The 23,287-nt window shown below is 43.3% G+C and carries 18 protein-coding genes; 9 read left to right on the plus strand and 9 right to left on the minus strand.

The window, feature by feature from the left end:
* Positions 1 to 6: 6 nt before the first annotated feature.
* The 8 genes from zwf to MusilaSJ_RS16490 all read right to left on the minus strand — a co-directional run bounded on the left by zwf (position 7) and on the right by MusilaSJ_RS16490 (position 11,548).
* The gene (gene zwf, locus MusilaSJ_RS16455) at positions 7 to 1,521 is read right to left on the minus strand and encodes a glucose-6-phosphate dehydrogenase (protein ID WP_274986010.1); all 1,515 of its coding nucleotides are present in this window, start codon (positions 1,519 to 1,521) and stop codon (positions 7 to 9) included.
* A 26-nt stretch (positions 1,522 to 1,547) separates the two neighbouring features.
* Complete coding sequence (gene gndA / locus MusilaSJ_RS16460; RefSeq protein WP_274986011.1) at positions 1,548 to 2,972, minus strand: NADP-dependent phosphogluconate dehydrogenase; 1,425 nt, start codon at positions 2,970 to 2,972, stop codon at positions 1,548 to 1,550.
* A complete protein-coding gene (locus tag MusilaSJ_RS16465) occupies positions 2,969 to 3,595 on the minus strand; it encodes an HAD family hydrolase (protein WP_274986012.1) in 627 nt (208 codons plus the stop codon). The genes gndA and MusilaSJ_RS16465 overlap by 4 nt, the downstream gene beginning before the upstream one ends.
* A 105-nt stretch (positions 3,596 to 3,700) precedes the next feature.
* Positions 3,701 to 4,789, minus strand: coding sequence for a transaldolase (tal, locus tag MusilaSJ_RS16470; protein WP_274986013.1), 1,089 nt, complete (start codon positions 4,787 to 4,789; stop codon positions 3,701 to 3,703).
* A gap of 269 nt (positions 4,790 to 5,058) precedes the next feature.
* The gene (gene rpiA, locus MusilaSJ_RS16475) at positions 5,059 to 5,766 is read right to left on the minus strand and encodes a ribose 5-phosphate isomerase A (protein WP_274986014.1); all 708 of its coding nucleotides are present in this window, start codon (positions 5,764 to 5,766) and stop codon (positions 5,059 to 5,061) included.
* Positions 5,767 to 5,901: 135 nt separating this feature from the next.
* Positions 5,902 to 7,905 carry a transketolase gene (tkt, locus tag MusilaSJ_RS16480; RefSeq protein WP_274986015.1) on the minus strand — a complete coding sequence of 668 codons (2,004 nt, stop codon included), beginning with the start codon at positions 7,903 to 7,905 and terminating at the stop codon, positions 5,902 to 5,904.
* 38 nt (positions 7,906 to 7,943) lie between these two features.
* Positions 7,944 to 8,699, minus strand: coding sequence for an ROK family protein (locus tag MusilaSJ_RS16485; RefSeq protein ID WP_274986016.1), 756 nt, complete (start codon positions 8,697 to 8,699; stop codon positions 7,944 to 7,946).
* Positions 8,700 to 9,163: 464 nt separating this feature from the next.
* On the minus strand, positions 9,164 to 11,548 hold the full coding sequence (locus MusilaSJ_RS16490) for an alpha-L-rhamnosidase-related protein (protein WP_274986017.1): 2,385 nt from the start codon (positions 11,546 to 11,548) through the stop codon (positions 9,164 to 9,166).
* 144 nt (positions 11,549 to 11,692) lie between these two features.
* Between MusilaSJ_RS16490 and MusilaSJ_RS16495 the strand changes: the two genes are divergently transcribed.
* The 9 genes from MusilaSJ_RS16495 to MusilaSJ_RS16535 all read left to right on the plus strand — a co-directional run bounded on the left by MusilaSJ_RS16495 (position 11,693) and on the right by MusilaSJ_RS16535 (position 21,375).
* Positions 11,693 to 14,095: a DUF2339 domain-containing protein gene (locus MusilaSJ_RS16495; RefSeq protein WP_274986018.1), complete on the plus strand. Its 2,403-nt coding sequence runs from the start codon at positions 11,693 to 11,695 to the stop codon at positions 14,093 to 14,095.
* Complete coding sequence (locus tag MusilaSJ_RS16500; protein ID WP_274986019.1) at positions 14,088 to 15,305, plus strand: hypothetical protein; 1,218 nt, start codon at positions 14,088 to 14,090, stop codon at positions 15,303 to 15,305. Before MusilaSJ_RS16495 ends, MusilaSJ_RS16500 begins: the two co-directional genes overlap by 8 nt.
* A gap of 204 nt (positions 15,306 to 15,509) precedes the next feature.
* Complete coding sequence (locus MusilaSJ_RS16505; RefSeq protein ID WP_090532317.1) at positions 15,510 to 16,139, plus strand: SprT-like domain-containing protein; 630 nt, start codon at positions 15,510 to 15,512, stop codon at positions 16,137 to 16,139.
* Between the two features lie 249 nt (positions 16,140 to 16,388).
* Entirely contained in the window at positions 16,389 to 17,027 is a 639-nt protein-coding gene (locus tag MusilaSJ_RS16510) for an MBL fold metallo-hydrolase (protein WP_274986020.1), read from the plus strand.
* Positions 17,028 to 17,089: 62 nt separating this feature from the next.
* A complete protein-coding gene (locus tag MusilaSJ_RS16515) occupies positions 17,090 to 18,316 on the plus strand; it encodes an FtsX-like permease family protein (RefSeq protein WP_274986021.1) in 1,227 nt (408 codons plus the stop codon).
* Positions 18,317 to 18,332: 16 nt separating this feature from the next.
* Positions 18,333 to 18,698, plus strand: a complete 366-nt coding sequence (locus MusilaSJ_RS16520) for a hypothetical protein (protein ID WP_090532839.1) — start codon at positions 18,333 to 18,335, stop codon at positions 18,696 to 18,698.
* 99 nt (positions 18,699 to 18,797) lie between these two features.
* Positions 18,798 to 19,175, plus strand: a complete 378-nt coding sequence (rbfA, locus tag MusilaSJ_RS16525) for a 30S ribosome-binding factor RbfA (RefSeq protein WP_090532309.1) — start codon at positions 18,798 to 18,800, stop codon at positions 19,173 to 19,175.
* Between the two features lie 9 nt (positions 19,176 to 19,184).
* On the plus strand, positions 19,185 to 19,892 hold the full coding sequence (locus MusilaSJ_RS16530) for a peptidoglycan DD-metalloendopeptidase family protein (protein ID WP_274986022.1): 708 nt from the start codon (positions 19,185 to 19,187) through the stop codon (positions 19,890 to 19,892).
* Between the two features lie 433 nt (positions 19,893 to 20,325).
* A complete protein-coding gene (locus MusilaSJ_RS16535) occupies positions 20,326 to 21,375 on the plus strand; it encodes an IS110 family RNA-guided transposase (protein WP_274986023.1) in 1,050 nt (349 codons plus the stop codon).
* A 201-nt stretch (positions 21,376 to 21,576) separates the two neighbouring features.
* On the opposite strand, the gene bshC is transcribed toward MusilaSJ_RS16535, so the two are convergent.
* Complete coding sequence (bshC, locus tag MusilaSJ_RS16540) at positions 21,577 to 23,193, minus strand: bacillithiol biosynthesis cysteine-adding enzyme BshC (protein ID WP_274986024.1); 1,617 nt, start codon at positions 23,191 to 23,193, stop codon at positions 21,577 to 21,579.
* Positions 23,194 to 23,287 lie beyond the last annotated feature (94 nt).

Here is a 23,287-nt window from a genome sequence, read left to right on the forward strand (position 1 = left end):
AGCTTTTTATTTTTTACCGTTTACAGGTAAAGTAAACCAATTATAGCCGTCGCGGGCAATTAAAGCTTCTGCAGCTTCAGGGCCCCATGAATCGGCCGAATAATTAGGGAAGTTAAGGCTCTTTTTATTTTGCCATGTGTTTAGTATCGGCATTACCAGTTCCCATGCTGCCTCAACCTGGTCACCACGCATAAACAGGGTTTGATCGCCCATCATGGTATCCAGTATCAGTGTTTCGTAAGCTTCAGGTGCCTGGTTGGTATAAGTACCTTTATAATCAAACACCATGTCAACGGCGTTTAATACCATATCAATACCGGGGCGTTTAGCCTGCACTTGCAAACGGATGCTCATCTCCGGCTGAATGCTGATGATCAACCTGTTTTGCTGCCAGCTTTCAGTAGCTTCGGCCGGGAAAATCTGGTGAGGGACATCTTTAAACTGGATGGTAATAACCGATGATGACTGGTGCATTCTTTTGCCTGTACGTAAATAGAATGGAACACCCTGCCAGCGCCAGTTGTCGATAAAGAACTTGATGGCCGCGAATGTTTCAGTATTTGATTCGGTGTTAACCTTTGGCTCCTCACGATATCCAGGTACTTCCCGGCCTTTCATCCATCCGCTGCCATACTGGCCCCTAACTGTCGAATTACGTACATCCTCGGCAGTAAATTTGCGCATTGCTTTCAGTACATCAACTTTGCGGTCACGTACCTCATCGGCGCTAAAACTGATAGGAGGCTCCATAGCCACGTGGCAAAGCAATTGCAGCAGGTGGTTCTGGATCATGTCTCGCATTGCACCTGAGCCATCATAATAATCGCCGCGTTCCTCAACGCCCAATTGCTCGGTAACTGAAATTTGTACGTGCTCAATATGGTTCCGGTTCCATAGCGGCTCCATAATGGAGTTGGCAAAACGGAAAGCCATGATATTTTGAACAGTTTCTTTACCCAGGTAATGATCGATACGATAGATCTGGCATTCATCAAAAATACTCTTTAATAACTGGTTCAGATCTTTTGCAGTTTCCAGGTCGTGCCCAAATGGTTTCTCAATGATGATCCTTACACGTTTTTTATCATCGGCCAATTTAGCTTTTGAGATGTTTGATGCAATGATGGGGAAGAAATTAGGCGCTACCGCAAGGTAAAACAACACGTTTGCCTTCGTTTTCCACTCGGCGTTGTGTTTTTCAATGCGTTTGCCAAACTCTTTGTACGTTTCAAAATCGTTAGCGTCTGATACCTGGTAATAAATATTGGCTGAGAACTCGGCCCATTTTTTATCATCGGTTTTGCCGCTGCGTGAAAACTGGTTAATATCGTTATGCAGGTTATCTCTGAATTGCTCGTCGGTTAGCTTGGTACGACCGGTACCAATAATGGAAAATTGTTTAGGCATCCATCCATCTAAAAATAGATTATATAGGGCCGGCGCAATTTTCCGGGAGTTCAAATCTCCCGTTCCACCAAAAATGATAAATATGGTAGGGTCTGATTTAGCTGTTGTGCTCATTGTTTTGTTTTAATTAATAGCGTCAATTAGTCGTTTGCCGGAGCCCATTGTGTGTGGAAGGTACCTTCTTTGCCAATCAGCTCATAAGTATGCGCGCCAAAATAATCGCGCTGAGCCTGGGTAAGGTTTGAAGGCATTCTTTCGCTGCGGAAAGCATCAAAATAGCTCAATGCCGAAGCATAGCCAGGGGCAGCAACACCGGCAGCAATAGTAGCTGATAATACTTTCCTGATGCCTGGTAAGGTACCGGCAACCAATGCCTGGATATCACTGTCAAGCAACAGGTGAGGCAATGCCTGATCTTTATTGTAAGCGTTGTAAATATCATTCAAAAATTCTGAACGTATGATACAGCCGCCTCGCCAGATCTTGGCAATTTCACCCAAATGAAGGTCATATTTATACTCTTCAGATGCTTTGGTAAGCAGGTGCATACCCTGTGCATAAGTAAGAATACTGGTAAAATAGAAAGCCTGCTCTAAAGCAACCAATAACTCCTCCTTATCGCCTTTAAGCTCGATAGGGTCGTTATAAAGTGCAGAAGCTTTTTCGCGCAGTGATTTGTATTTTGACAGGTCGCGCATGGATACTGATGTATCGATGGTTGGGATTGGGGTTACCAAATCCATAGCCACCTGCGAGGTCCATTTACCTGTACCTTTAGCTTTCGCTTCGTCTTTAATATCATCTAACAATAAATGATCGGTTCCAGGTGCTTTGTACTTGAAAATATCTTTGGTGATATCTAACAGGAATGACTGCAAACGGCCTTCGTTCCATTTGGTGAATAAATCGCCAATTTCGTCGTTACCTAACTTTAAGCCTTTTTTCAGGATCTCATAAGTTTCGGCAATTACCTGCATGATACCGTACTCGATACCATTGTGAACCATTTTAACAAAGTGACCTGATGCGCCCGGGCCAATGTAAGTAACACAAGGTTCGCCGTTAACTTTAGCAGCAATGGCTTCAAAAATAGGTTTCATTACAGCGTAAGCATCCTTATCGCCACCCGGCATCATGCTTGGGCCACGACGGGCACCCTCTTCACCGCCCGATACGCCCATACCAAAGAAATGCAGGCCTTTAGCCTCCAGTTCCTCAACACGACGGTTGGTATCAGTAAAGTGCGAGTTGCCGCCATCAATCAGGATATCGCCTTTTTCCAACAACGGGGTTAATTCTTCAATTACAGCGTCAACAATTTTGCCGGCAGGCACTAACATCATGATAGCCCTTGGTGTGGTAAGGCTTTGTATAAATTCTTTAACATCGGCAAAGCCCTTAGCGGCCCTGTCACCAGCTTCCTGGTTCAATGAATTTACTTTACCGGTATCTTTATCGTGCCCGGCAACCGCGAAGCCATGATCGGCCATATTTAGCAGCAGGCTGCGACCCATAACACCCAGGCCTATCATGCCAAAGGCGTATTTGTTTTCTGTTGCGCTCATTTTGTTTTGAGGTTTTCTTTTTTAAGAGTTTCTAAAATTTTCTTGGTGCTTTCGAGGCTGGTATGCTGAAAAGAACGGATCCCCAGTTTTTGGGCGGTATCAACAAACATCTTTCTGTCGTCAAAATACACGCATTGTTGAGGCGATACCTGGGCTATACCCATAGCTAACTGCCATATGCCGGGGTCGGGTTTGCGCATTTTTACTTCGCATGATGATACAAAGGCATCAAAACATTCGTGCAGTTTAAATTTACGTACCCGGTAGTCGTTCAGTTCCTTGCCTTCGTTGTTCACTGAAATAATACGGAAGCCACAATCTTTTTTCCAGTCTTTCAGGAATTGCAGCATAGGCAATTCAACAGAGGTAGAATAGATAAAATCCTTAAAATCTTCGCGTACAAAATCCCTCGGATGGTTAAATATTACCGTATCAAGGTATTCGTCGAGCGTGATACTGCCAATTTCATATACATTGAAAATGAAATTATGCAATGCGTTAACTTCGTCATAATCAAGGTTGAAACGTTTGGCCGCTTCTTCGCGGGCCTCATGTCCCCATCCGTTCGACAGCAGAATGCCGCCCACGTCAAAAAAAAGGATCTTCAGATCAGCAACTTCCATAGATGTAGTATTTTTAGTCGGAAGTCTTTAGTCGTAAGTTCGAAGTCAAAAAATAATTATTCCGACTCCGAACTTAAGACTTTCGACTTAAGACTTAGAACTTGATTACTTGTTTTTCTGTGTTTCGATGGCGTTCAACAACTTTTCAAATGGCTTGTTGAATTTCTCGATACCTTCGTCTTCCAGTTGCTGGGTTACAGCAGCAAGATCGATACCTAAAGAAGGTAGTTTGGCTAAGATCTCGTTAGCTTTATCTAAACCGGTTTCTAAAGTATTTGCAGCAACACCATGATCGCGGAAAGCGTCAACAGTTTCCAGAGGAACGGTATCAACTGTGTCCGGGCCAATCAGGGCTTCAACATATTTGGTATCTTTAAATGCAGGGTTTTTGCTGCCTGTACTTGCCCATAATAAACGCTGTGGCTGTGCACCTTGCTCGGCAAGTTTTTTCCACCTTTCGCTGCTGAATACCCTTTTATAAATTTCGTAGGCTTTTTTAGCTGATGCGATTGCGACCTCACCATACAGCTCTTTTTCGCCTTTTGCTTCAATGATCGGGTCCACAATAACGTCGATACGGCTCAGGAAGAAGCTGGCTACTGATGCAATGTGGTCGATTTTGTGACCTGCAGCTAAATGCTCTTCCAAACCTGCGATGTAAGCTTCGGTTACTTCTTCGTAACGCTTTAAACCAAACAGCAGGGTAACGTTGATGTTGATACCTTTTGCAATTGATTGCTGAATAGCAGCCAAACCTGGTTTAGTACCAGGGATTTTGATCATTACGTTTTCGCGGTTAACTTTTTTCCAAAGTTCTTCGGCTTGTTTAGCAGTACCTTCAGTATCTAAAGCCAGGAATGGAGAAACCTCAAGGCTCACATAACCATCAACTTTGTTTGATTCTTCGTAAACACCTTTAAACAGATCTGCAGCAGCCTGGATATCTTTAACAGCTATTTCAAAAAACAGCTTTTCGTTATCGCTTTCAGATTTAAGTGCGGCAATATCAGCATCGTAATCAGAACTGCTGCTGATAGCCTTTTCAAAAATTGCAGGGTTTGAAGTAACGCCGCGTACGCCGTCAACGTCAATTAATTGTTTAAGCTTTCCTGAAGAAATGATCTCACGGTCAATAAAATCAAGCCAGATACTCTGACCAAAACCATGTATCTGCGCTACGTTATTAGTTGCCATAATAGGGTTTGTTTTTTTGTTTGTTAATTATTTTGTTAAAAGCGCGATGAAGGTAGTAAAAATTGCTACCAAATCGGTCTATTATGTAAAGTTCTTAATAAGAATGTCAGTAATTGTAAGATTTATATCATACTTTGTTAACATTTCCGGGTTAAGTCTGCAGTTTTTAGCAGTAAATGCCGGTTTTTAGTCGTAAATTAGAATTAGCAAATCAAAAGTCTCATTTTCTTTAAGATTTCGGACTAAAGACATCGAACTTAAGGCTAAATCTAACTGTTCGAGGCCATGACAATATTCACATCAAAGCCGATAAAAAGCCCGCTCTCGATAACTCCCGTTATTGATTTAATATCTTTTTCAAAACTTTTACCGATCTCGGCAAACCTGGCATCCAATATTAGGTTGCCATTTTCTGAAATTATCGGGCCGTCTTTACCTTTTGCCGGACGGATGGCTATTTCGGTGGCCCCTAAACTTTTCAGCTCCTTTTCCACATAAGGCAATGCCTGCGGAAAAACCTCGATAGGTACCGGAAATTTGGACCCCAATTTATCAACTATCTTCGACTCATCAACTATAATATAACTTACTTCACTTGAGCTGATGAGCAACTTCTCTTTAAACATGGCCCCGCCACGTCCTTTGATCAGGCTTTTATCAGGATCAACCTCGTCGGCGCCGTCAAATAGCCAATCGGGTTTATATTCATATAAGGTTGTTACAGGCAAACCTAATTTGGCGCAGAACATAGAAAGCTCTACCGAAGTTGGGATAGCCTTTACATTTAGTTTTTCATCCTTTACCCTTTGGGCAATGGCTACCAGGGCCAGGTATGATGTTGAGCCCGAGCCAACACCTATAATATCGCCATCCTTAACTTTTGCTGCAATTTCGGCAGCTACCTTTTGTTTGCCTTCGATATTGATGATCTTATCGGCCCACTCCAGGTTATTTATCAGGTTGCTGTTCCAGTTCATTTTGGTTAGAATCAAGAAGTCAAGAACCAAGAGACAAGAAGAAAAACTTATCTTCTGACCGTTTGATTCTTACTTGTATATTTTTTAAATCAAGAGCCAGGAAAATCTTGATTCCTGACTCTTGATTTCTTGCCTCTATAAAAGAGCTTTTGCTTTTTTAACAACGTTATCAACAGTAAAGCCGAAGTGTTTGTACAGATCTTCGGCAGGGGCCGATTCACCAAAGGTGGTCATGCCCAGCATATCGCCTTCGTCGGTGATATATTTGTGCCAGCCCATTGGTGATGCCATTTCAACCGCTAAACGTTTTCTGCTTCCTTTAGGGAATACCGACTCTTTGTAAGCTTCGTCCTGTTTTTCAAACAGCTCCCATGACGGCATACTTACCACGCGGGTTGAAATGCCTTCGGCTTCCAGTTTTTCCTGCGCTTGCATAATTAGGGCTACTTCAGATCCGGTAGCTATCAGGATCAGATCAGGGCCTTTACTACCTTCTGAAAGTACATAAGCACCTTTTTCCAGGTTTTCAGCTTTACCGTATTTATCCTGATCAAGGATAGGTAAACCCTGGCGGGTGAATACCAGTACAGTTGGGCCACCTTTTTTCTCGATAGCAACACGCCATGCATGCGCGCTTTCGTTGGCATCAGCCGGACGGATCACGGTTAAGTTTGGTATCGAACGTAAAGAAGCCAATTGCTCAATAGGCTGGTGAGTAGTACCATCCTCGCCCAAACCAATACTGTCATGCGTATAAACAAAAATCGGGTTTATTTTCATGATGGCAGCCAGGCGGATTGGCGGGCGCATATATTCAGAGAACATCAGGAAGGTAGCACCGAATGGCAGCAAGCCTTTTGTTAAAGCCATACCATTTAAAGCCGAACCCATGGCATGCTCGCGGATACCAAAGTGGAAGTTGCGGCCTGCACGGTTTTCTGATGTAAATGAAAAGTATTCCTTCAGATTAGTTTCGGTTGATGGGGCAAGGTCGGCCGCGCCACCAATCAGGTTTGGCAATGCCGGCGCAATAGCGTTCAACACTTTGCCTGATGCCTGGCGGGTTGCCATTTTAGGATCTGAACCTTTAAATACCGGCAATTTATCTTTCCAGCCTGCAGGTAATTCGCCTTTAGCGGCGGCTTCATATTCGGCTGCTAATTCAGGGAATTTTGCTTTATAGTCTGCAAATAATTTGTTCCATTTTTCTTCAACTGCAGCGCCGCGTGCACCTTTTTTGTGATAGTAATCCAGCACCTCGTCAGGTACGTTGAATGATTTTTCAGGATCGAAACCGAAGAACTGTTTTACCAGTTTAATTTCTTCGGCGCCAAGCGGCGAACCATGTGAACCTGCAGTGCCCGATTTATTAGGGCTACCATAGGCAATCAGCGAGCGAACGCGGATAAATGACGGTTTCTGAGTTTCGGCTTTGGCATTGATCAAAGCCAGCTCAAGCGCATGGGTATCGTTTACGTCAGTAAGGTCCTGCACGTGCCAGCCGTATGCGCGAAAACGGGCGCTTACATCTTCGTTAAAAGCAATATCAGTGCTGCCTTCAATGGAGATGTGGTTGTCATCATATAAATAGATCAGGTTACCCAATTGCAGGTGACCTGCCAATGATGCCGCTTCTGAAGTTACACCCTCCATCAAGTCGCCATCGCTGCAGATGGTGTAAATATTGTAGTTGAACAGCTCAAAACCAGGTTTGTTGTAACGAGCAGCCAGGTGTTTTTGCGCGATAGCGAAACCTACGGCATTGGCAAAACCCTGCCCCAGCGGACCAGTAGTTACTTCAATGCCCGGAGCCAAACCATATTCGGGGTGACCGGCCGTTTTGCTATTTAGCTGACGAAACTGTTTGATGTCATCTAATGAAAGATCATAGCCCATTAAATACAAAAAGTTGTACTGTAAAATACAAGCGTGGCCCGCCGAAAGGATAAACCTGTCGCGGTTTGCCCAATCAGGGTTTTTAGGGTTGTAATTTAAAAACTTTGTCCATAAAACGTGGCCCATTGGTGCCAGCGCCATAGCTGTACCAGGGTGGCCTGAGTTTGCTTTTTGCACAGCATCGGCTGCCAATACCCTTACGGTATCAATCGCCAATTTTTCTATGTCTTGTTGGTTTTTCATTTTGTTATCAGGTATTGTAGTTAGTGTTAGTTTTTAATTTACTCGGTAGGGGTTGCAATTTTGCGCTTGGTTTTACTTTCGTCCTCACTGAGCCAAAGCCTTGCGCCGCCTTTTATACCATCGGCATTGGTAACTATTTTCATGTTTTTGTCGAGCTTAAAGGTAAGCTCGTCTGAATTGCCGCCGCCAATGTATAAAGTATCGTAATTGAATACAGTTTTCAATATTTTGAAAACCTTTTTCATGCGTTTGTTCCATTTCTCTTTGCCTTCTTTTTCTAAAGCTCTTTCACCTATATAGTTATCATAGGTAATGCCTTCTTTTATCGGGAGATGGGCCAATTCAAAATGAGGCAATAAATGACCGTCCATTAACAAAGCGGTACCAAAACCGGTACCCAGCGTTATGACCATTTCCAGGCCTTTACCTGCTACTACGCCAAGGCCCTGCATATCGGCATCGTTTACCACCTGTGTTGGTTTGCCTAATGCTTTTTCCAGTTTTTTGCTCAAATCAACATCTGCCCAGTAATCGGTACCCAGGTTAGGTGCTGTTTTAACAACACCGTTTTTTACATAGCCCGGAAAACCAACCGATATTTTATCATATGCCGGAAAATCCTTTACAAGGGTGTTGATAGCTTTGATAACATTTTCTGGGTTTGCCGGGGCGGGGGTAGCAATCTTGTCGTACTCCATTTTTAATTCCCCTTTTTTATTGAGGATAGTGGCTTTGATGTGCGAACCACCAATATCGATTGAAAGAACTCTTAACTGGGATGGTGTGTTTTTCATTTAGCGTAATTTATTTAGCTGGTTAGTTATTCTTGGTGAACCCCTTAGTTCCCAGCGCATAAATATCACATTTTAATAATATCAAATTGTTAAATAATGCGATAAAATCAATTTATCGGCCACATGCAACAAAAGTAAAGTTAGCGTTGCTTTTATTTACCAAACCAATTTTTAAAAGTATTTTACTTATGCGTGGCAAAATCAGTGCAATTAAGGTAAAATGTTAATAACATATATGGGGTTTATCAAATATCGGTGCTATTGCATTTAGATACGAGGCACCTACGGAGCCAAAAGCATTTTGTATTCAGTGCTATAAACACGATACTCCTACGGAGTTAAAAAAAATGATCTTAATACCCCATAGGGGTACCGTGTTTATAGACAGTGCTTAACCTATTTTAAGGCTCCGTAGGTGCCTCGTATATAAAGGCGATTATCATTAGTGCGCCTGTTTGTTTTTATCAAATCACCAATTTATTATTACCTGTTTTAAGCGTAAAAGTTTTCCCTTTCCACACAAAAATGCCCGACGTGCTTTGGGGAAGGGTAATATTGATGTTCCATTTTCCGTTGTTAAACAGGTATTTAGCAAGTATTTTTCCGTTAGGGTGAGGCACTTCACCACTGATATTTCTGATCAGGCCCAAATGCGGCTCAATTTTTATTTTGCTGAACCCCGGCGCGTACGTATCCACACCTAAAATGGTGCGGTAAAATTCAATGTTTGGACTTGCACCCCAGGCATGACAATCGGAGCGGTTATGGTCAAGGTCGGAGATTTCGGCCCAGGTGGTTAAGCCCATTTTGATATTATCCCGCCAGATGTTAAGCCAGTTTAAATAGTCATCGCCCAAACCACCCTTTACCATGGCCTGGTGCAGGTAATATTTAAAGTAGATAGTACATTTGGTGAGTGTGCTGTCATTCAATAGTTTTAAGCTGATATCATGCGCGTTAGCGTTGGTTACCATACCCGCCAATATTGCTATAGAATTGGTATGCTGCGAAAACAATTGCTTGTCCTCGGTATCGGCATAAAGTTTTTTGCCAGCATCCCAGTATTTACTTTGGATAGCGGTTTTCAACTGTGCTGCCTTTGCCTTATACATTGCAGCAAACGCTGGCATCCCCATTTTTACTTCCATTTCGGCTGCCTGCCGGTAGGCCCACATCAGCTGCAGGTCTAATATGGCCGATGTACCGTTAGCGCTTTTGGGCGCCTGGCCAAAATCCCAGCCCTTGTCGTTAACCCAGTCAACAAATGTCCAGTAAGGTGTGTCTTTTAAGGAGCCATCGGCCTGCTGATACTTGCTGAAAAAGTTGAGCACATCGCGCATGCCGGGCAGCTTGTCTTTAATAAATAAGCTATCGGGCCGGTACATCCAGTAATCATGCAGCATGCCGATATACCATAACGAAAAGGTGGAAATGATTTGCGGTGAGAACGAAGGGTGACGGCTCAGCGTGATCCCTTCCGCCAGGCGGGAATGATCCATCTGGTTGATGGCGTTGCGCACCAGGCGGTCATCGCCGCTATTATAAAAAGATACCAGCGCCTGGATGCGGGTATCGCCAACATATTGCAGCTGTTCGTAGTAAGGGCAATCGGTATAGGTTTCGCCGGCGCAAAGGCGGGCAGTGCGCCAGCCTATATCCAGCATTTGCTGCATTTCGGGATTTGGGGTTTCGAGTTTGGCATTCAGCTTAAAGGGATACCCTGTGAATGTTCCGTAGATATCGTCAATAATCAATGGCTCATCTTTGGTTGTTATTTTTACTTCGATATACCTGAAAGTGCGCCACGTTAAGGTAGTAAATGAATTACCGGAAGCGCCGTCAGCAATTATGCTGTCGCGCCTGCCAACAAAAATCTTTCCGTCTATATCGTTGCGGTTCCCTTTAACCGGGCCTTCCGGGCCGCTTAAACTTTTAAACAGCGATTCGGTATAAGTGATTCCAATACCGGCGTTTTTGCCCTTGCTGAAATTGAGCGTTAAATAGGCGTTGGTTAAATAAGTTTGATCGAGCAGTAAAGTAGCCGACGTATTAGCCGGGATGGCAATGGCTGTTTTAGTTGCGGGGAATGAGGATGGTACGCTGATGCCATCCACTTTTCTTAACACGGAGATTCTTTGTGGCGTCATTTCCATGGCGGGTATTGAGGATGGCACCAACATCCAGCCAAAGGCATTGGTTATTCCTTTGGGGTTCCCATTATCAATACGGATAGCGTTTTTCCAGCTATTGTCATCAAGCCCGGTCGTGCTCCAATCTTTTATAGATTGGTTTAAATCTACCCGCTCGCCCGGCCCTGCAACATAATAAGGATGCCAGCCGATACCGGTAATAGGCTGAAATGATTTATCACGGATACATTTCCAGGTTTTATTGGTATTGATGATTTCTTCATTTGGCGTATCGCCCTGCATAATGAAACCTGTTTGCAGCGAGATCTGCGCTTCGGGGCGGTAATCGCCATCGTTCCAAACTACGGCGGCTACAATATTTTTACCCGGCTGAAGATATGGTGCCAGATCAACCGTTTCATAATTCCAATAATAGGTATCTCCGCGGGCGGGGCCTAAGGAAACCAATGTTTGGTTAGCATATAATTTATAACGGTTATCTGCCGATATATGAACGACGAAAGAAGCAGGCTTAGCTGAAAGCTCAATGCTTTTCCTAAAGTAATAAACGCCATATTCTTTTAATGATTCCTGTGGAACAGTGATCCACGAGGCTTTCCACTGGTGTTTTAAAAGCGCCTGATTGATGGTTTGCGCATAGGAGGATGCTGTAATAAAAAGAAAACACAAAAAAAAGTAACGTTTAAAAGATGTCTTCATGAAATAGGGTGGTTTATAGGTGATTGGCAGTTGCCCGTACAGCTAAATTACAATTAAAGCTTTAATTTATATGCACTGACGGGCAGGGCTGATAATGGAATATTTCATAATTCCGTTATCTTTATTTTTTACAAACCTAAAACTATGGATGTATTAGCCGTCTTTTTATTAGTGGTGATCATTATTATAATGTTGAACCATAAGGGCAGTTTAAACAATAAGATCAAAGATCTCGAATTTAAAATATTTGAATTAAAGCGCCTGGTTGAACAGCTTAAGATAACCCGCATAGTTAGTGAAGACGTTAAGAAAGTGGAAGAGCCTGCGCCGGTAATCACTCCGCCTCCCGCGCCTGTTACCCCGGCAGAGCCCGTTCAAAAACCGCAACCGCCTGTTGAGGCCGAACTAAAACCTCAGCCGTCCAAACCACCGGTTATTGAAAGGCAACCCGAAGTTATTGAAGACAGCTTATCAATCATCAATCGCCCTATAAAAACCCGCGATTTTGAACCCGCGAAACCTTTTCAGCCCAAGCCATCTTTCTTTGAGCGCCATCCCGACCTGGAAAAATTCATCGGCGAAAACCTCATCAATAAAATAGGTATAGCCATCCTGGTGCTGGCCATCGGCTTCTTTGTAAAATATGCTATTGATAATGATTGGATAGGGCTGGTTGGCCGTGTAGGTATCGGAATAGCTTGCGGTGGTATTTTAATTGGTGTTGCACATGCGCTACGCAATAGTTATAAAGCCTTTAGCTCGGTGCTTGTAGGCGGCGGATTGGCCGTGTTTTATTTTACCATAACATTGGCATTTCAGCAGTTTCACCTGTTTAACCAAACTACGGCATTCATCATTTTAGTTGTGATCACCGTTTTTGCGGTGCTGCTTTCCTTATTATATGATAAGCAGGAGCTGGCCGTAATTGCATTGGTAGGTGGGTTTGCCAGTCCGTTTATGGTAAGTAACGGCAGCGCCAATTATAATGCCCTGTTTATTTACCTGCTGATATTAAATACGGGTTTGCTCATTATTGCTTATTACAAAGCATGGCGGGTGCTTAATATCGTATCGTTCGCTTTTACGGTGATCGTTTTTTCAACCGTTCTGTATACTCTTACGCCGCCTGCCTATCATTTCGGTTTTATTTATGCCAGTATTTTTTACGCGCTTTACTTTGTTATCAACATAGCGAACAACGTACGCGAGAACAAAAAATTTATCGCGTCCGATTTCAGCATTTTGCTTCTTAATACCGGGTTATATTTTGCAACCGGCCTGTACCTGCTTACCATGATGCATGACGAACAATACCGGGGTTTGTTTTGCGTGAGTTTGGCCGTGGTGAACCTGGTGCTGTCATTCATCCTGTTCCGCAACCGCAAAGTGGATACTAATATCCTGTACCTGCTTATCGGTATTACACTAACCTTTATTTCGTTAGCTGCCCCTATTCAATTGCACGGCAATAACATTACCATTTTCTGGGCATCGGAAACGGTGCTGCTTTATTGGCTATACCTGCGCTCGGGCATCAAGCTCATGCAGCTTACTTCTTTTTTACTGTGGGTAGCCATGTTGTTAAGCCTTCTTATGGACCTGTACCAAACCTACACCAGAACCGGTGAGGCATTGACCATCATAGCCAATAAAGGATTTATCACTATGCTATGCACTGCCGTAAGTTCATTCCTGCTTGCAGTGCTGGTTAAACGCGACCAATCCAAAAAAGCCGGTATCACTGCCTTTGGCGAACAGGTTTTTGGAGTTGCGGCTCTTATACTTTTATTTTTAAGCGGCTTACTTGAAATCAACCATCAATTCCTGAACCATTATCCGGATACTAACCTTAATATTTTATATGCAATGGTTTATACGCCCGTGTTTGTGTTTATTTATTATACGCTGTCGCCGAAAATACAGGTTATCAATTTTAGCAGCGATGCAAAATTTGTCATATTGCTCATCTGCTTAATTGTTTACCTGTTACTTACACCGCAATATTATTCCCTGCAGCATTTAATGCTTGAGGGACATAAACCAGCCACGAGCCATTTTATAGCGCATTGGATAGGCGCCGTATTTACAGGTTTACTATTTTACCGGGTGATCTGCCTGTGTCAGCAAAATATGAACGAAGACTTGAAAAAAGCATTTACCTGGGTACTAAGCGCCGGCGTTGTTTTGTTTTTAAGCTTTGAGGTAAGTTTAATGAGCAACCTGCTATTTTTCAGTAAAACAAATTCAATAGATAAAATAGAAACTGTATATGTAAAAACCGGCTTGCCGGTATTATGGGGACTCCTTTCCTTTGCGCTGATGTGGCTGGGCATGAGCTACAAGCTGCGGGTAATGCGTGTGGCTTCGTTAACGCTGTTCTCGCTTACTTTATTAAAATTATTTTTGTTCGATATTAAAAATATCCCGGTTTGGGGTAAAATAGCTGCTTTCTTTTGTTTGGGGGTACTATTGCTTATTGTGGCTTTTATGTACCAGCGAACAGCTAAAAAAACTATTGCCGATGATGAGGCCAAAAAAAATGAATAAGCTAACGCTTTTAACGCTGCTGCTTTGCGGGGCTATATTACCCGCATCGGCACAAAAAAATTTTAAATATAAAGCCGCGCTGCACAAGATTGACAGCACCGGCTTTTACCGTATTGGCCTACAGCCCGGTTTAGTAGCCAAGGCCAAACCCGATCTGTCGGACATTCGCATTGCAGACGCGAATGGTAATTTTGTGCCTTACATCCAGGCTGGCAGCCTGCCGCAAAAAAGCCAGCAAAGCTTTGTTGTTTTCCCGGAGATCAGCAACTCGCCAAAAACCGATACCAGCACGGTTTTTATCATAGAAAATAAAACCGGACTGGTGCTCGACCGACTCTGGGTCAGGCTGCAAAACACCGCTGTAAAACGTAAAGTAAACCTGCTGGGCAGTGATGATTTGAATCAATGGTTTGCCATCCAGGAAGATATCCCCTTGCAGGAAGCTGTACAAAACAGTGAAGGTACCTACCTGCAATCATTATCGTTTCCGGCGAGTAATTATCGCTATTTAAAAATCCAGGTAAATGATAAAAACAAGAATCCGGTTAAGTTTTTGGAGGGGGGCATTTATACTGAGTACGCATCGACAGCGCAAAGTTACACGCCTGTTGCGCCTTTAAACATCATCCGTGCCGATAGTAATAAAACCACCTTTATCGACATTAAGCTGAACGATAATTACCAGGTAAATAAGTTGCACCTCAATATCAGCGCGCCGAGGTATTATAAACGGAGTGTTACCGTTTACCAGTTTGTAAACAATGGCAGGGAGCTCTTGAGCGAAACCGAACTGTCATCAGATAAAACAACTGATCTGTTAATTGCGGCAAAGACCAACCACCTGTTAATAGAGATAAGCAACGGCGATAACCAACCGCTGAGCATCGGCGAGATCAAAGCGTTTCAATCCGACGAATATTTGATCAGCTACCTTGAAGCTAAGCAAAGCTACCGGTTCCTGGTCGGTGATCCCTCGGCTCAGGCCCCGGAATATGATCTTAAGTTTTTTGCTGATAGTATTGGAGGGAACACCCCAGTTATTAAACATGAGGCTGTTGTTAAAAATACCGGCTATGCAGTGGCAGCAAAACCTGCCAGGAAAGATTACACCATATTGATTTGGGTAGCTATTATTGTTTCGTTAGGGTTGTTGTTGTTGTTGACTTTGAAGATGACCAGGGAGGTGAAGAAAAAGGAAGAGGAAAGATAAAATTTACACACTTTAAATTTAGGATGAGATTGGGTGTAGAGGACTGTCCCATCCTGGGAGGTTGATACTTGAGAGCAAATAAGCGTCCTGAAAACGCAATTTGTCCAAAGTCAGAAAACAGAAAGGAAGCAAAGTTTTACAAACCATCGACCATGGTCTATGGACTATCAACTACAAAACCTTATCTTTGATGAGAGGTAAAAATTGGATAAAGTAAAAGTTTTAGAGAAATATCTACCGGCAGAAGCGGCCCCGCTCATTGCCCGGTGGATTGACTACTTCAAATGCGAATTTAAAATATCGCGCAACCGTAACAGTAAATTTGGCGATTACCGCTCACCGTATGGCGGCAAAGGTCACCGCATCTCGGTTAATTACGACCTTAACCCCTACGCTTTCCTGGTAACTACAGTGCACGAGTTTGCACACCTGCATACCTGGAACGAGCATAAGCAAAAGGCCAAGCCCCACGGAACGGAATGGAAAAACAATTTCAAAAAAATGATGCAGCCATTTTTTGAAAAAGAGATTTTTCCGGCCGATGTTAAAAAGGCTATTGTAAACTACCTGGATAACCCGGCGGCGTCAAGCTGCTCAGATTTGAACCTGTACCGTTCGCTGCGTAAATATGATCCCCCCAAAACATCCGAAGCAATTTTAACGGTAGAAAAGATCCCGCTTAAAGCATTATTTAAGCTAAAGGACGGCAGAGTGTTCCGCAAAGACGAAAAGCTGCGTAAACGTTTTAAATGTACCGAAGTGGCTACTAAGCGGATCTACCTGTTTAGCCCGGTAGCGGAGGTGGAGTTGATTGAAGGGGCGACGGCGGCGTAGTACTATATAACAATCGTCATTGCAGTAGGTACGAAGCAATCCCCGATTCACGTTCCATCAGGGTCTCTCGTTAGAGGACCCCGATGCCTTTGCCAAGCAGGTATGCCTTTTTTCATAAGATTATCAAGGTTGACAGTGGGAACATCAGGGTTCTCTAACGAGAGATCCTGATAGGACAGAATGACGGTTATTCCCTTACCTCTTTTTCATCTACCAACACCCAATCAATTTATTCCGTACTTTTACCGCATGGCAAAAGTTATATCATTTGTAAATAACCCTTACCAGGAAAATACTTATATTTTGTATGATGAAACCGGCGAATGCGTGATCATTGACCCGGGCATGTATACTGCACCAGAGCAAAACACTGTTGTTAGCTTTATCAAAAACAATAACCTGAAGCCTGTTATGCTGCTCAACACCCATTGCCATATCGATCATGTGCTGGGCAATAAATTTGTGTTCGACCAGTATGGCCTTAAACCCCGTTTCCACGTTGGCGAGTCGGAAGTGTTGGCGGCCGTAGTAGCTTATGCGCCATCTATGGGTTTTCTTTATGATGTATCACCAATGCCTGATGATTTTTTGACCGAAACCGGCACCATCCATTTTGGCAATACTACGCTGCATTTGATCTTTGCGCCGGGGCATTCGCCTGCTCATTTGTGTTTTTATGATAAAGAGGCTAAGATCCTGATAGGGGGCGATGTCCTGTTCAGGCAAAGCATCGGTCGTACGGATTTACCGGGGGGCAACTTTACCCAGCTGATAGATAATATCGAAACTAAGCTGTTTACCCTGCCCGATGATGTTACCGTTTACCCGGGCCACGGCCCCGAAACAACCATCGGCTACGAAAAACAAAACAATCCGTTTTTAACTTAGTTAACATCATAGTAACGTTTTACTGAGCATAAGCAAAACCTGAACGCATAATTCCCACACAATTGAACACCTCCATTTACATAGCAAAGCGTTACCTGTTTTCGGGAAAAAAAATGCATGCTATCAATATTATTTCGGGTATATCCATGTTGGGGGTACTCATTGGCAGCGCGGCATTGCTTATTATCCTTTCGGTATTCAATGGTTTTGAAAAAGTTATCCTTTCGTTATACAGCAACTTTACGCCCGAAATAAAGATAGAAGCGAAGCTTGGCAAAACCTTCAATCCCAATACACCTTATTTCGCGTCTTTGCACAAAGATGCCCACGTATTTTCCTTTACCCAGGTGCTGCAGGAAAAAGCCCTGATCAAATATGGTGACAAGCCATTTTTAGGCACCGTAATGGGCGTGAGCGATGATTTTTTGAAAAACAACCAGCTCGATAGTACCATAGCCAGCGGCTCATTCACGCTTAAAAGCGGCGATCAAAATTTTGCTGTTATTGGCGCTACCATACAGGGTAGCTTAGGTATTAATGTTCATGATGAGCTTTCGCCCATGCAGATCTATTCACCGCGGCGCGACGCGGAAAACTCGGTCAATCCTTTAAATGAATTTGTTGTACGCAGCATTAACCCATCAGGAGTGTTTGCTATACAGCAGGAATTTGATGATATAGCTGTAGCCCCCATCGGGTTTGCCCGCGACCTGCTTGACCAGCCGGTAAATGTTTCTTCACTTCAGCTTAATTTTAAGCGCGGCACCAATATCGACGCCATGCAAAAAGACATCCAGGATAAAATAGGGAATGATTTTACGGTAAAAAACCGCAAGGAACAAAACAGCGAACTTTACAAAACCCTTAATTACGAAAGCTGGGCGGTTTACATGATCCTTACCTTTGTGCTTATCATCGCAATATTTAATATCATTGGCTCGTTAACCATGCTGGTTATTGATAAGCGCAAGGACATAGCCATTTTAAGCGGGCTGGGCGCCAATAAAAATATGATCCAGGGGATTTTCTTTTTTGAGGGAATGATGATCACCGCTATTGGCTGTATTATCGGCATAACGCTGGGCATCATTTTTTGCCTGCTGCAGCAGCATTACGGATGGATAAAAATGGGGGCCAAAATGTCGGTGTTAGACTCGTATCCTATCGACCTTAAAATTAAGGATTTTGGCCTGGTACTGCTAACCGTTGGCGGCATTTCGGTAATAGCTGCCGGCATCAGCGCCCGTTTAAGTATTAAAGGATTGGATGAAATCAAACAGGATTTGTAAATTTGTTAAAATGGGTATGAGGTATATCAAAGTTTTTGTTTTGCTGCTTGTTGTTATTGCCGTTTACGCATGTAATAATGATGCCCATAAAAAAGATGGGGTTACGCTTTATAAAGGCTTGTATAGCGCAGGGCCCGAAATTAAATCATTTAAAGATTGCGACAGTGGCCAGGAGTTTTGGGCTGTTGACAGTTCGGCCCAACTGGAACTTCAGTATTCGCAGCTCAATTTCGAAAAACCCTACGAACCGGTTTACGTGGAGGTTGAAGGCATCAAATCAAAATCGGGCGATGTTGGCCGCGGGTCTGAATATGACAGTACCCTCGTTGTAAAAAAAGTAGTAAAAATAACCAAAGAGATCCCGCAGGACGTATGTAATTAACCCCCTGCCGCCATTGTTAATAAAAGCCTAAAACAATAACTTAGGCTTTTGCATTAAGCATTAAACACTCATCTGCCTTATCGGCGTAACTAACAACCCATGGAATCAAAACGTCAGCAAAAATTTGCCGGAGTAATACAGGAAGACCTTGCAGCTATTTTTCAGCGCGAAGGCATGAATTATTTGCCTAATACCCTGGTAACCATAACCAAGGTACGTGTAACGCCCGATTTGGCCATAGCCCGTATATTTTTAAGCTTTTTGGGCAATCCTAATGTGCAAACCGCTTTGCATACCATCAAATCGCACGCTTCGGAGATCAGGTACAAACTGGGCGCCCGCATCAAAGACCAGGTAAGGATCATTCCGCAGCTTGAGTTTTTTGTTGATGACACCAGCGAATACGTTGAACGCATGGACAAGATCTTTGATAAGATCAGTAAAGAGGAACGCCAGCCCGATACCGAAGAAAACTGATAACCACTGATGGACCGGCACACGCTGTTTGCTAATTACGTTAACAATCATCTCGAAGCCATTGGCAAAGTGGTTGATTTTGATGCAGATCATGACCGCCTTTACCATTTTGACCTTACCGCCGCCAATAAGGAATTGACGGCTGAGGTTATTAACAAGCCGTGGATGTTTAGCCAGTTAGTGAACCAAAAACTGCGCGAAAACAATTGCCGTTACGGCATTGGCGGGTATATGGAACACCGTACCATTTATGCCTTTAGCAGTCATTTTGACACAGATGATGAGCCCCGGCGCCTGCATTTGGGCGTCGATATCTGGAGCGACGCCGGAACGCCGGTATATGCCCCGCTTGATGGCATGGTACACAGTTACCAGGATAATAATACCATTGGCGATTACGGCCCAACCATTATTTTACAACACGACCTTGATGGCTTAACCCTTTACAGCCTGTACGGGCATTTAAGCCGTAAAAGCCTGGAAGGGCTTTCTGAAGGTATGCCTGTATCTAAAAACCGGCAAATAGCAACCTTTGGCAATGCCAATGAAAATGGCCATTGGCCGCCGCATTTACATTTCCAGCTTATGTTTGATATGGAAGGTAAACAGGGAGATTATCCCGGCGTAGCTAAGTTTTCAGAAAAAGAGATCTGGCAGAAAAATATACCTGACCCCGGGTTGATATTGAGGTTTCCGCAGGCGGTGAATGTAGGGTAGCCTCCATAGAGGTGCATAATTGCGCCTCCCTCACAATTCTTAGCTGGTGCAAGTTTTGTGTGATTGCAAATGCTGGGGTAACTTGTGCCTTCTGCTCTATGTAAACGTATAACAGGATTTAGCATTTAAACTGTAAACTTTTTTTAGGACGATACATTCGGAAAAGCACAAGTCATCCACGCTTATATCCCCCACACAATACTCATATCTTTGTTGAAGATAACGAACAGGACTAAGGGCAGCACTTTGACCGAGTCAATACTAAACACCGTTTATGGGATGTTGGGCGCAAGATAAATCTGTCTTTAGTTTCTTTTACCCAGCCAGAACAGTACTTAAGGAGATAGACATAGTTTATCATCCTGTATAAGGCTATGAGAAAAGGCCGTATAAGAGGTTCCTGTTTATATTTTACTTTTTAACAAAATCGCTTATGTTAAAGTATTCTCTTGGCATCGATATTTCTCAAAAAGATTTTCATGCCTGTCTCTCCGTTATTGATGCCAATCAACAAGTAAAAGTAAAAGCCAGCCACAAGTTTTCCAACCAGTCAACAGGGTATAAGGAATTGCTGGGGTGGATTAGTAATCACAGAAAGGAGTTAAACATTCCGCTATTTATTGTGATGGAAGCTACAGGGGTTTATTACGAGTCTTGTGCAATGTATTTGTTTAAGGCTGGATTTGAGCTTGCCGTAGTATTACCCAACAAAGCGAAAAAGTACATGCAGGCCCTGGGGCTTAAAACTAAGAATGACAAGATAGATGCCATCGGCCTTGCCCGTATGGGTGCCGAGCAATGCCTGGAATTATGGCAGCCTATGGATGATTTTTTTTATACGCTGCGCGCACTTACCCGCCATCATCAAAGTCTTCAGGAAGTGAAAACTAATATAAGCAATCAGTTGCATGCGGATGAACACAGCATTTACAGCAATAAAAAGGTAACAAAACAACTCAAAAAACTGATCTCGACTATAGAAAAAGAGATGTTGGAAATGAAACAGGAAATAGATAAGCAGGTTTTCAGTGATCCGGAAATTGCCAAGAAAGTAAAACATATAACCGATATAAAAGGGCTTGGTAATATAACCGTAGCAACAATCCTTGCAGAAACCAATGGCTTTACTTTATTCAGGTCTATTAGCCAATTGGTGAGTTTCTCTGGTTATGATGTGGTAGAAAATCAGTCAGGCAAGCGCACTGGTAAAACCAGAATCTCTAAAAAGGGTAACAGTCATATTCGGCGGGTATTACACTTACCTGCGTTTAACATGATCCGTTATGATGTTGGCAATTTCAGGAGTTTCTTTGATCGTATTCTTAAGCGGCATGGTCAGAAAATGAAAGCGTATGTTGCAGTCCAAAAGAAATTATTGGTACTTATTTATACATTATGGAAGAAAAATGAAGCTTTCAAAATTGATAAAGCTTCGACACAAAATATATCTGGAGAAAAGGAGACGGAGCCTTCTTTCGCTTAGCCCAGCGGGCTAAAATAAGTAGCCCGGCAAAAGCCAGGCTACACAAGATAGTCATCCGTCGACTGATCGCCGTATGCCTTCTTTCGCAAAGGCAAAGTTAAATGAAATATTATCGAAATAAACTTGTTTTTAATGACAGTACCTTGCGCCAGAAAAGGCGCTAAAAAGGGCCGACGACGGGATAACTTTTGCTTCCTGCTGTTATTTCTCCGTTAATACCGTAAACTTAAAATCAAGCGGTTCAAACAAGCGGATAAGCTCATCAATAAAAGTTTGCCCCCATTTTACATACATGAGGCCGAAGTTTTCAGAACGCTCCTGCAAACTGTCTTTCGGGAAGAGCTCGGCTTTAACGGCGGTGAGTTGCTCCAACCGCACACTATAATTCCTCTTTTCGGCACGGATCAGTTTCTTTTCAAGGCTATCCATGGCCTTTTTAAGGCGGGCCTGTACAGCCGCAGCTGATGGTGAAAGCGTAGGGTCGATCTTGTATGCGCGGAGTTTTATTTTCTCAAAAAGGTTTTCCATTTCGCGCCATTCTTCGGCGATGCTCAGGTTATGGCCGCTGTGCTTTTTGATCCAATAGGTTTGCAGGGCATCGCTTTGTTTAAACAGGTCTATAGCGTCAAGGTTCATACGTTCAACCTTGGCGGCCTGTTCTTTTTTGATCACCAAAGCCGAGTTGCGAAGGATGAGGATAGGGAAATCAATTTTATAATGATCAAAATTGGATTTCAACTCGAGCCAGTAAACTACCTCTGCCCCACCACCGATGTAGGCGATGTTTGGTAAAATACATTCCTGGTACAGCGGGCGCATCACCACATTAGGGCTAAAGCGTTCGGGATATTCGGCGATCTCCTTTTTCAGCTCAGCTTCAGTAAACCCGATTTCCGTATTGAGCACATGATAGCTGTCATTCTCGAAAACTATCCGCTCGCGAAGCTGGTCTTTCAGGTAAAAGAAATTGATCTCGCGCGGGTTAACCTGGATGTGTACACCAAGTTCATGCAGCTTTTGGTTGGTTTCGGTAATGTTTTTAAAACTGTGCTGACCGATGATGTCCTGCTCCATAACAGGCGCGAACTGTTTTTTAAACTCATGGTCATCGGCATCGATGATAACTAAACCATATTGTCCGAAAAGTGAATTAACAAGATATCTTGTAGCATCGGCAAGTTTATCAAATTTGGTATAGGCAGTTTCAACAATTTCGGCAAGGTCAGTAGCGTGACCTTCCATGCCTAAAACGCCTTTGTATTGGTTAAGTGCCTGGCGCATGCTCACCGGGTCGATACGACCTGTGGCTCCCGAAGCCTCATACCACCAGTGTACTTTTTTACCGCCAATGTTGGTATAGTTGATCTCGGCAAAGTCGTGGTCTTCGCTGGCCATCCAGTAAACAGGCACAAAATTTTTATCGGGATGGGCGGTTTTCAATTGCCGCGCCAGTTTGATAGCAGTTGCAATTTTATAAAGGAAATATAAAGGCCCGGCGAAGATATTCAACTGGTGGCCGGTTGTAATGGTATAGGTATTATCCTGTTTTAACAGCTCCAGGTTTTGGGCTGTAAGGGCAGTTGAATAAGTACATAATTTACCTGGCTCTTTGCCTAAACACTCGTACTGCTTAGTTAAAACACGTACCAGCACTTCGCGATCAGCAACTACCTTTTTGTTTTTCAAAAACCCGGCAAAACCGGCCATATCCGGGCGGTAACCATAAAAAGGCCGTAGTTCGGGTTTATTGTCGATGTATTCGGCAACTGTGCTTGAAAAAAAACCGGTGTCTTTATAACTTATACAGGATGCGTCCATTTTTCATTTCGGATTTGGGATGTTCGATTTCGGATTAGGCCTAAAACAAAACATCAGCAAATAAAATTAAATGCTGATGTCGAAATTAGATTAT

Origin of the sequence: Mucilaginibacter sp. SJ (assembly GCF_028993635.1) — a bacterium.
Classification (GTDB): Bacteria; Bacteroidota; Bacteroidia; order Sphingobacteriales; family Sphingobacteriaceae; genus Mucilaginibacter.

Excerpts from the sequence above, each read along its gene's own strand:
- zwf (WP_274986010.1), bottom strand. The coding sequence starts at position 1,521 with ATGAGCACAACAGCTAAATCAGACCCTACCATATTTATCATTTTTGGT.
- gndA (WP_274986011.1), bottom strand. The coding sequence starts at position 2,972 with ATGAGCGCAACAGAAAACAAATACGCCTTTGGCATGATAGGCCTGGGT.
- MusilaSJ_RS16465 (WP_274986012.1), bottom strand. The coding sequence starts at position 3,595 with ATGGAAGTTGCTGATCTGAAGATCCTTTTTTTTGACGTGGGCGGCATT.
- tal (WP_274986013.1), bottom strand. The coding sequence starts at position 4,789 with ATGGCAACTAATAACGTAGCGCAGATACATGGTTTTGGTCAGAGTATC.
- rpiA (WP_274986014.1), bottom strand. The coding sequence starts at position 5,766 with ATGAACTGGAACAGCAACCTGATAAATAACCTGGAGTGGGCCGATAAG.
- tkt (WP_274986015.1), bottom strand. The coding sequence starts at position 7,905 with ATGAAAAACCAACAAGACATAGAAAAATTGGCGATTGATACCGTAAGG.
- MusilaSJ_RS16485 (WP_274986016.1), bottom strand. The coding sequence starts at position 8,699 with ATGAAAAACACACCATCCCAGTTAAGAGTTCTTTCAATCGATATTGGT.
- MusilaSJ_RS16490 (WP_274986017.1), bottom strand. The coding sequence starts at position 11,548 with ATGAAGACATCTTTTAAACGTTACTTTTTTTTGTGTTTTCTTTTTATT.
- MusilaSJ_RS16495 (WP_274986018.1), top strand. The coding sequence starts at position 11,693 with ATGGATGTATTAGCCGTCTTTTTATTAGTGGTGATCATTATTATAATG.
- MusilaSJ_RS16500 (WP_274986019.1), top strand. The coding sequence starts at position 14,088 with ATGAATAAGCTAACGCTTTTAACGCTGCTGCTTTGCGGGGCTATATTA.
- MusilaSJ_RS16510 (WP_274986020.1), top strand. The coding sequence starts at position 16,389 with ATGGCAAAAGTTATATCATTTGTAAATAACCCTTACCAGGAAAATACT.
- MusilaSJ_RS16520 (WP_090532839.1), top strand. The coding sequence starts at position 18,333 with ATGAGGTATATCAAAGTTTTTGTTTTGCTGCTTGTTGTTATTGCCGTT.
- rbfA (WP_090532309.1), top strand. The coding sequence starts at position 18,798 with ATGGAATCAAAACGTCAGCAAAAATTTGCCGGAGTAATACAGGAAGAC.
- MusilaSJ_RS16530 (WP_274986022.1), top strand. The coding sequence starts at position 19,185 with ATGGACCGGCACACGCTGTTTGCTAATTACGTTAACAATCATCTCGAA.
- MusilaSJ_RS16535 (WP_274986023.1), top strand. The coding sequence starts at position 20,326 with ATGTTAAAGTATTCTCTTGGCATCGATATTTCTCAAAAAGATTTTCAT.
- bshC (WP_274986024.1), bottom strand. The coding sequence starts at position 23,193 with ATGGACGCATCCTGTATAAGTTATAAAGACACCGGTTTTTTTTCAAGC.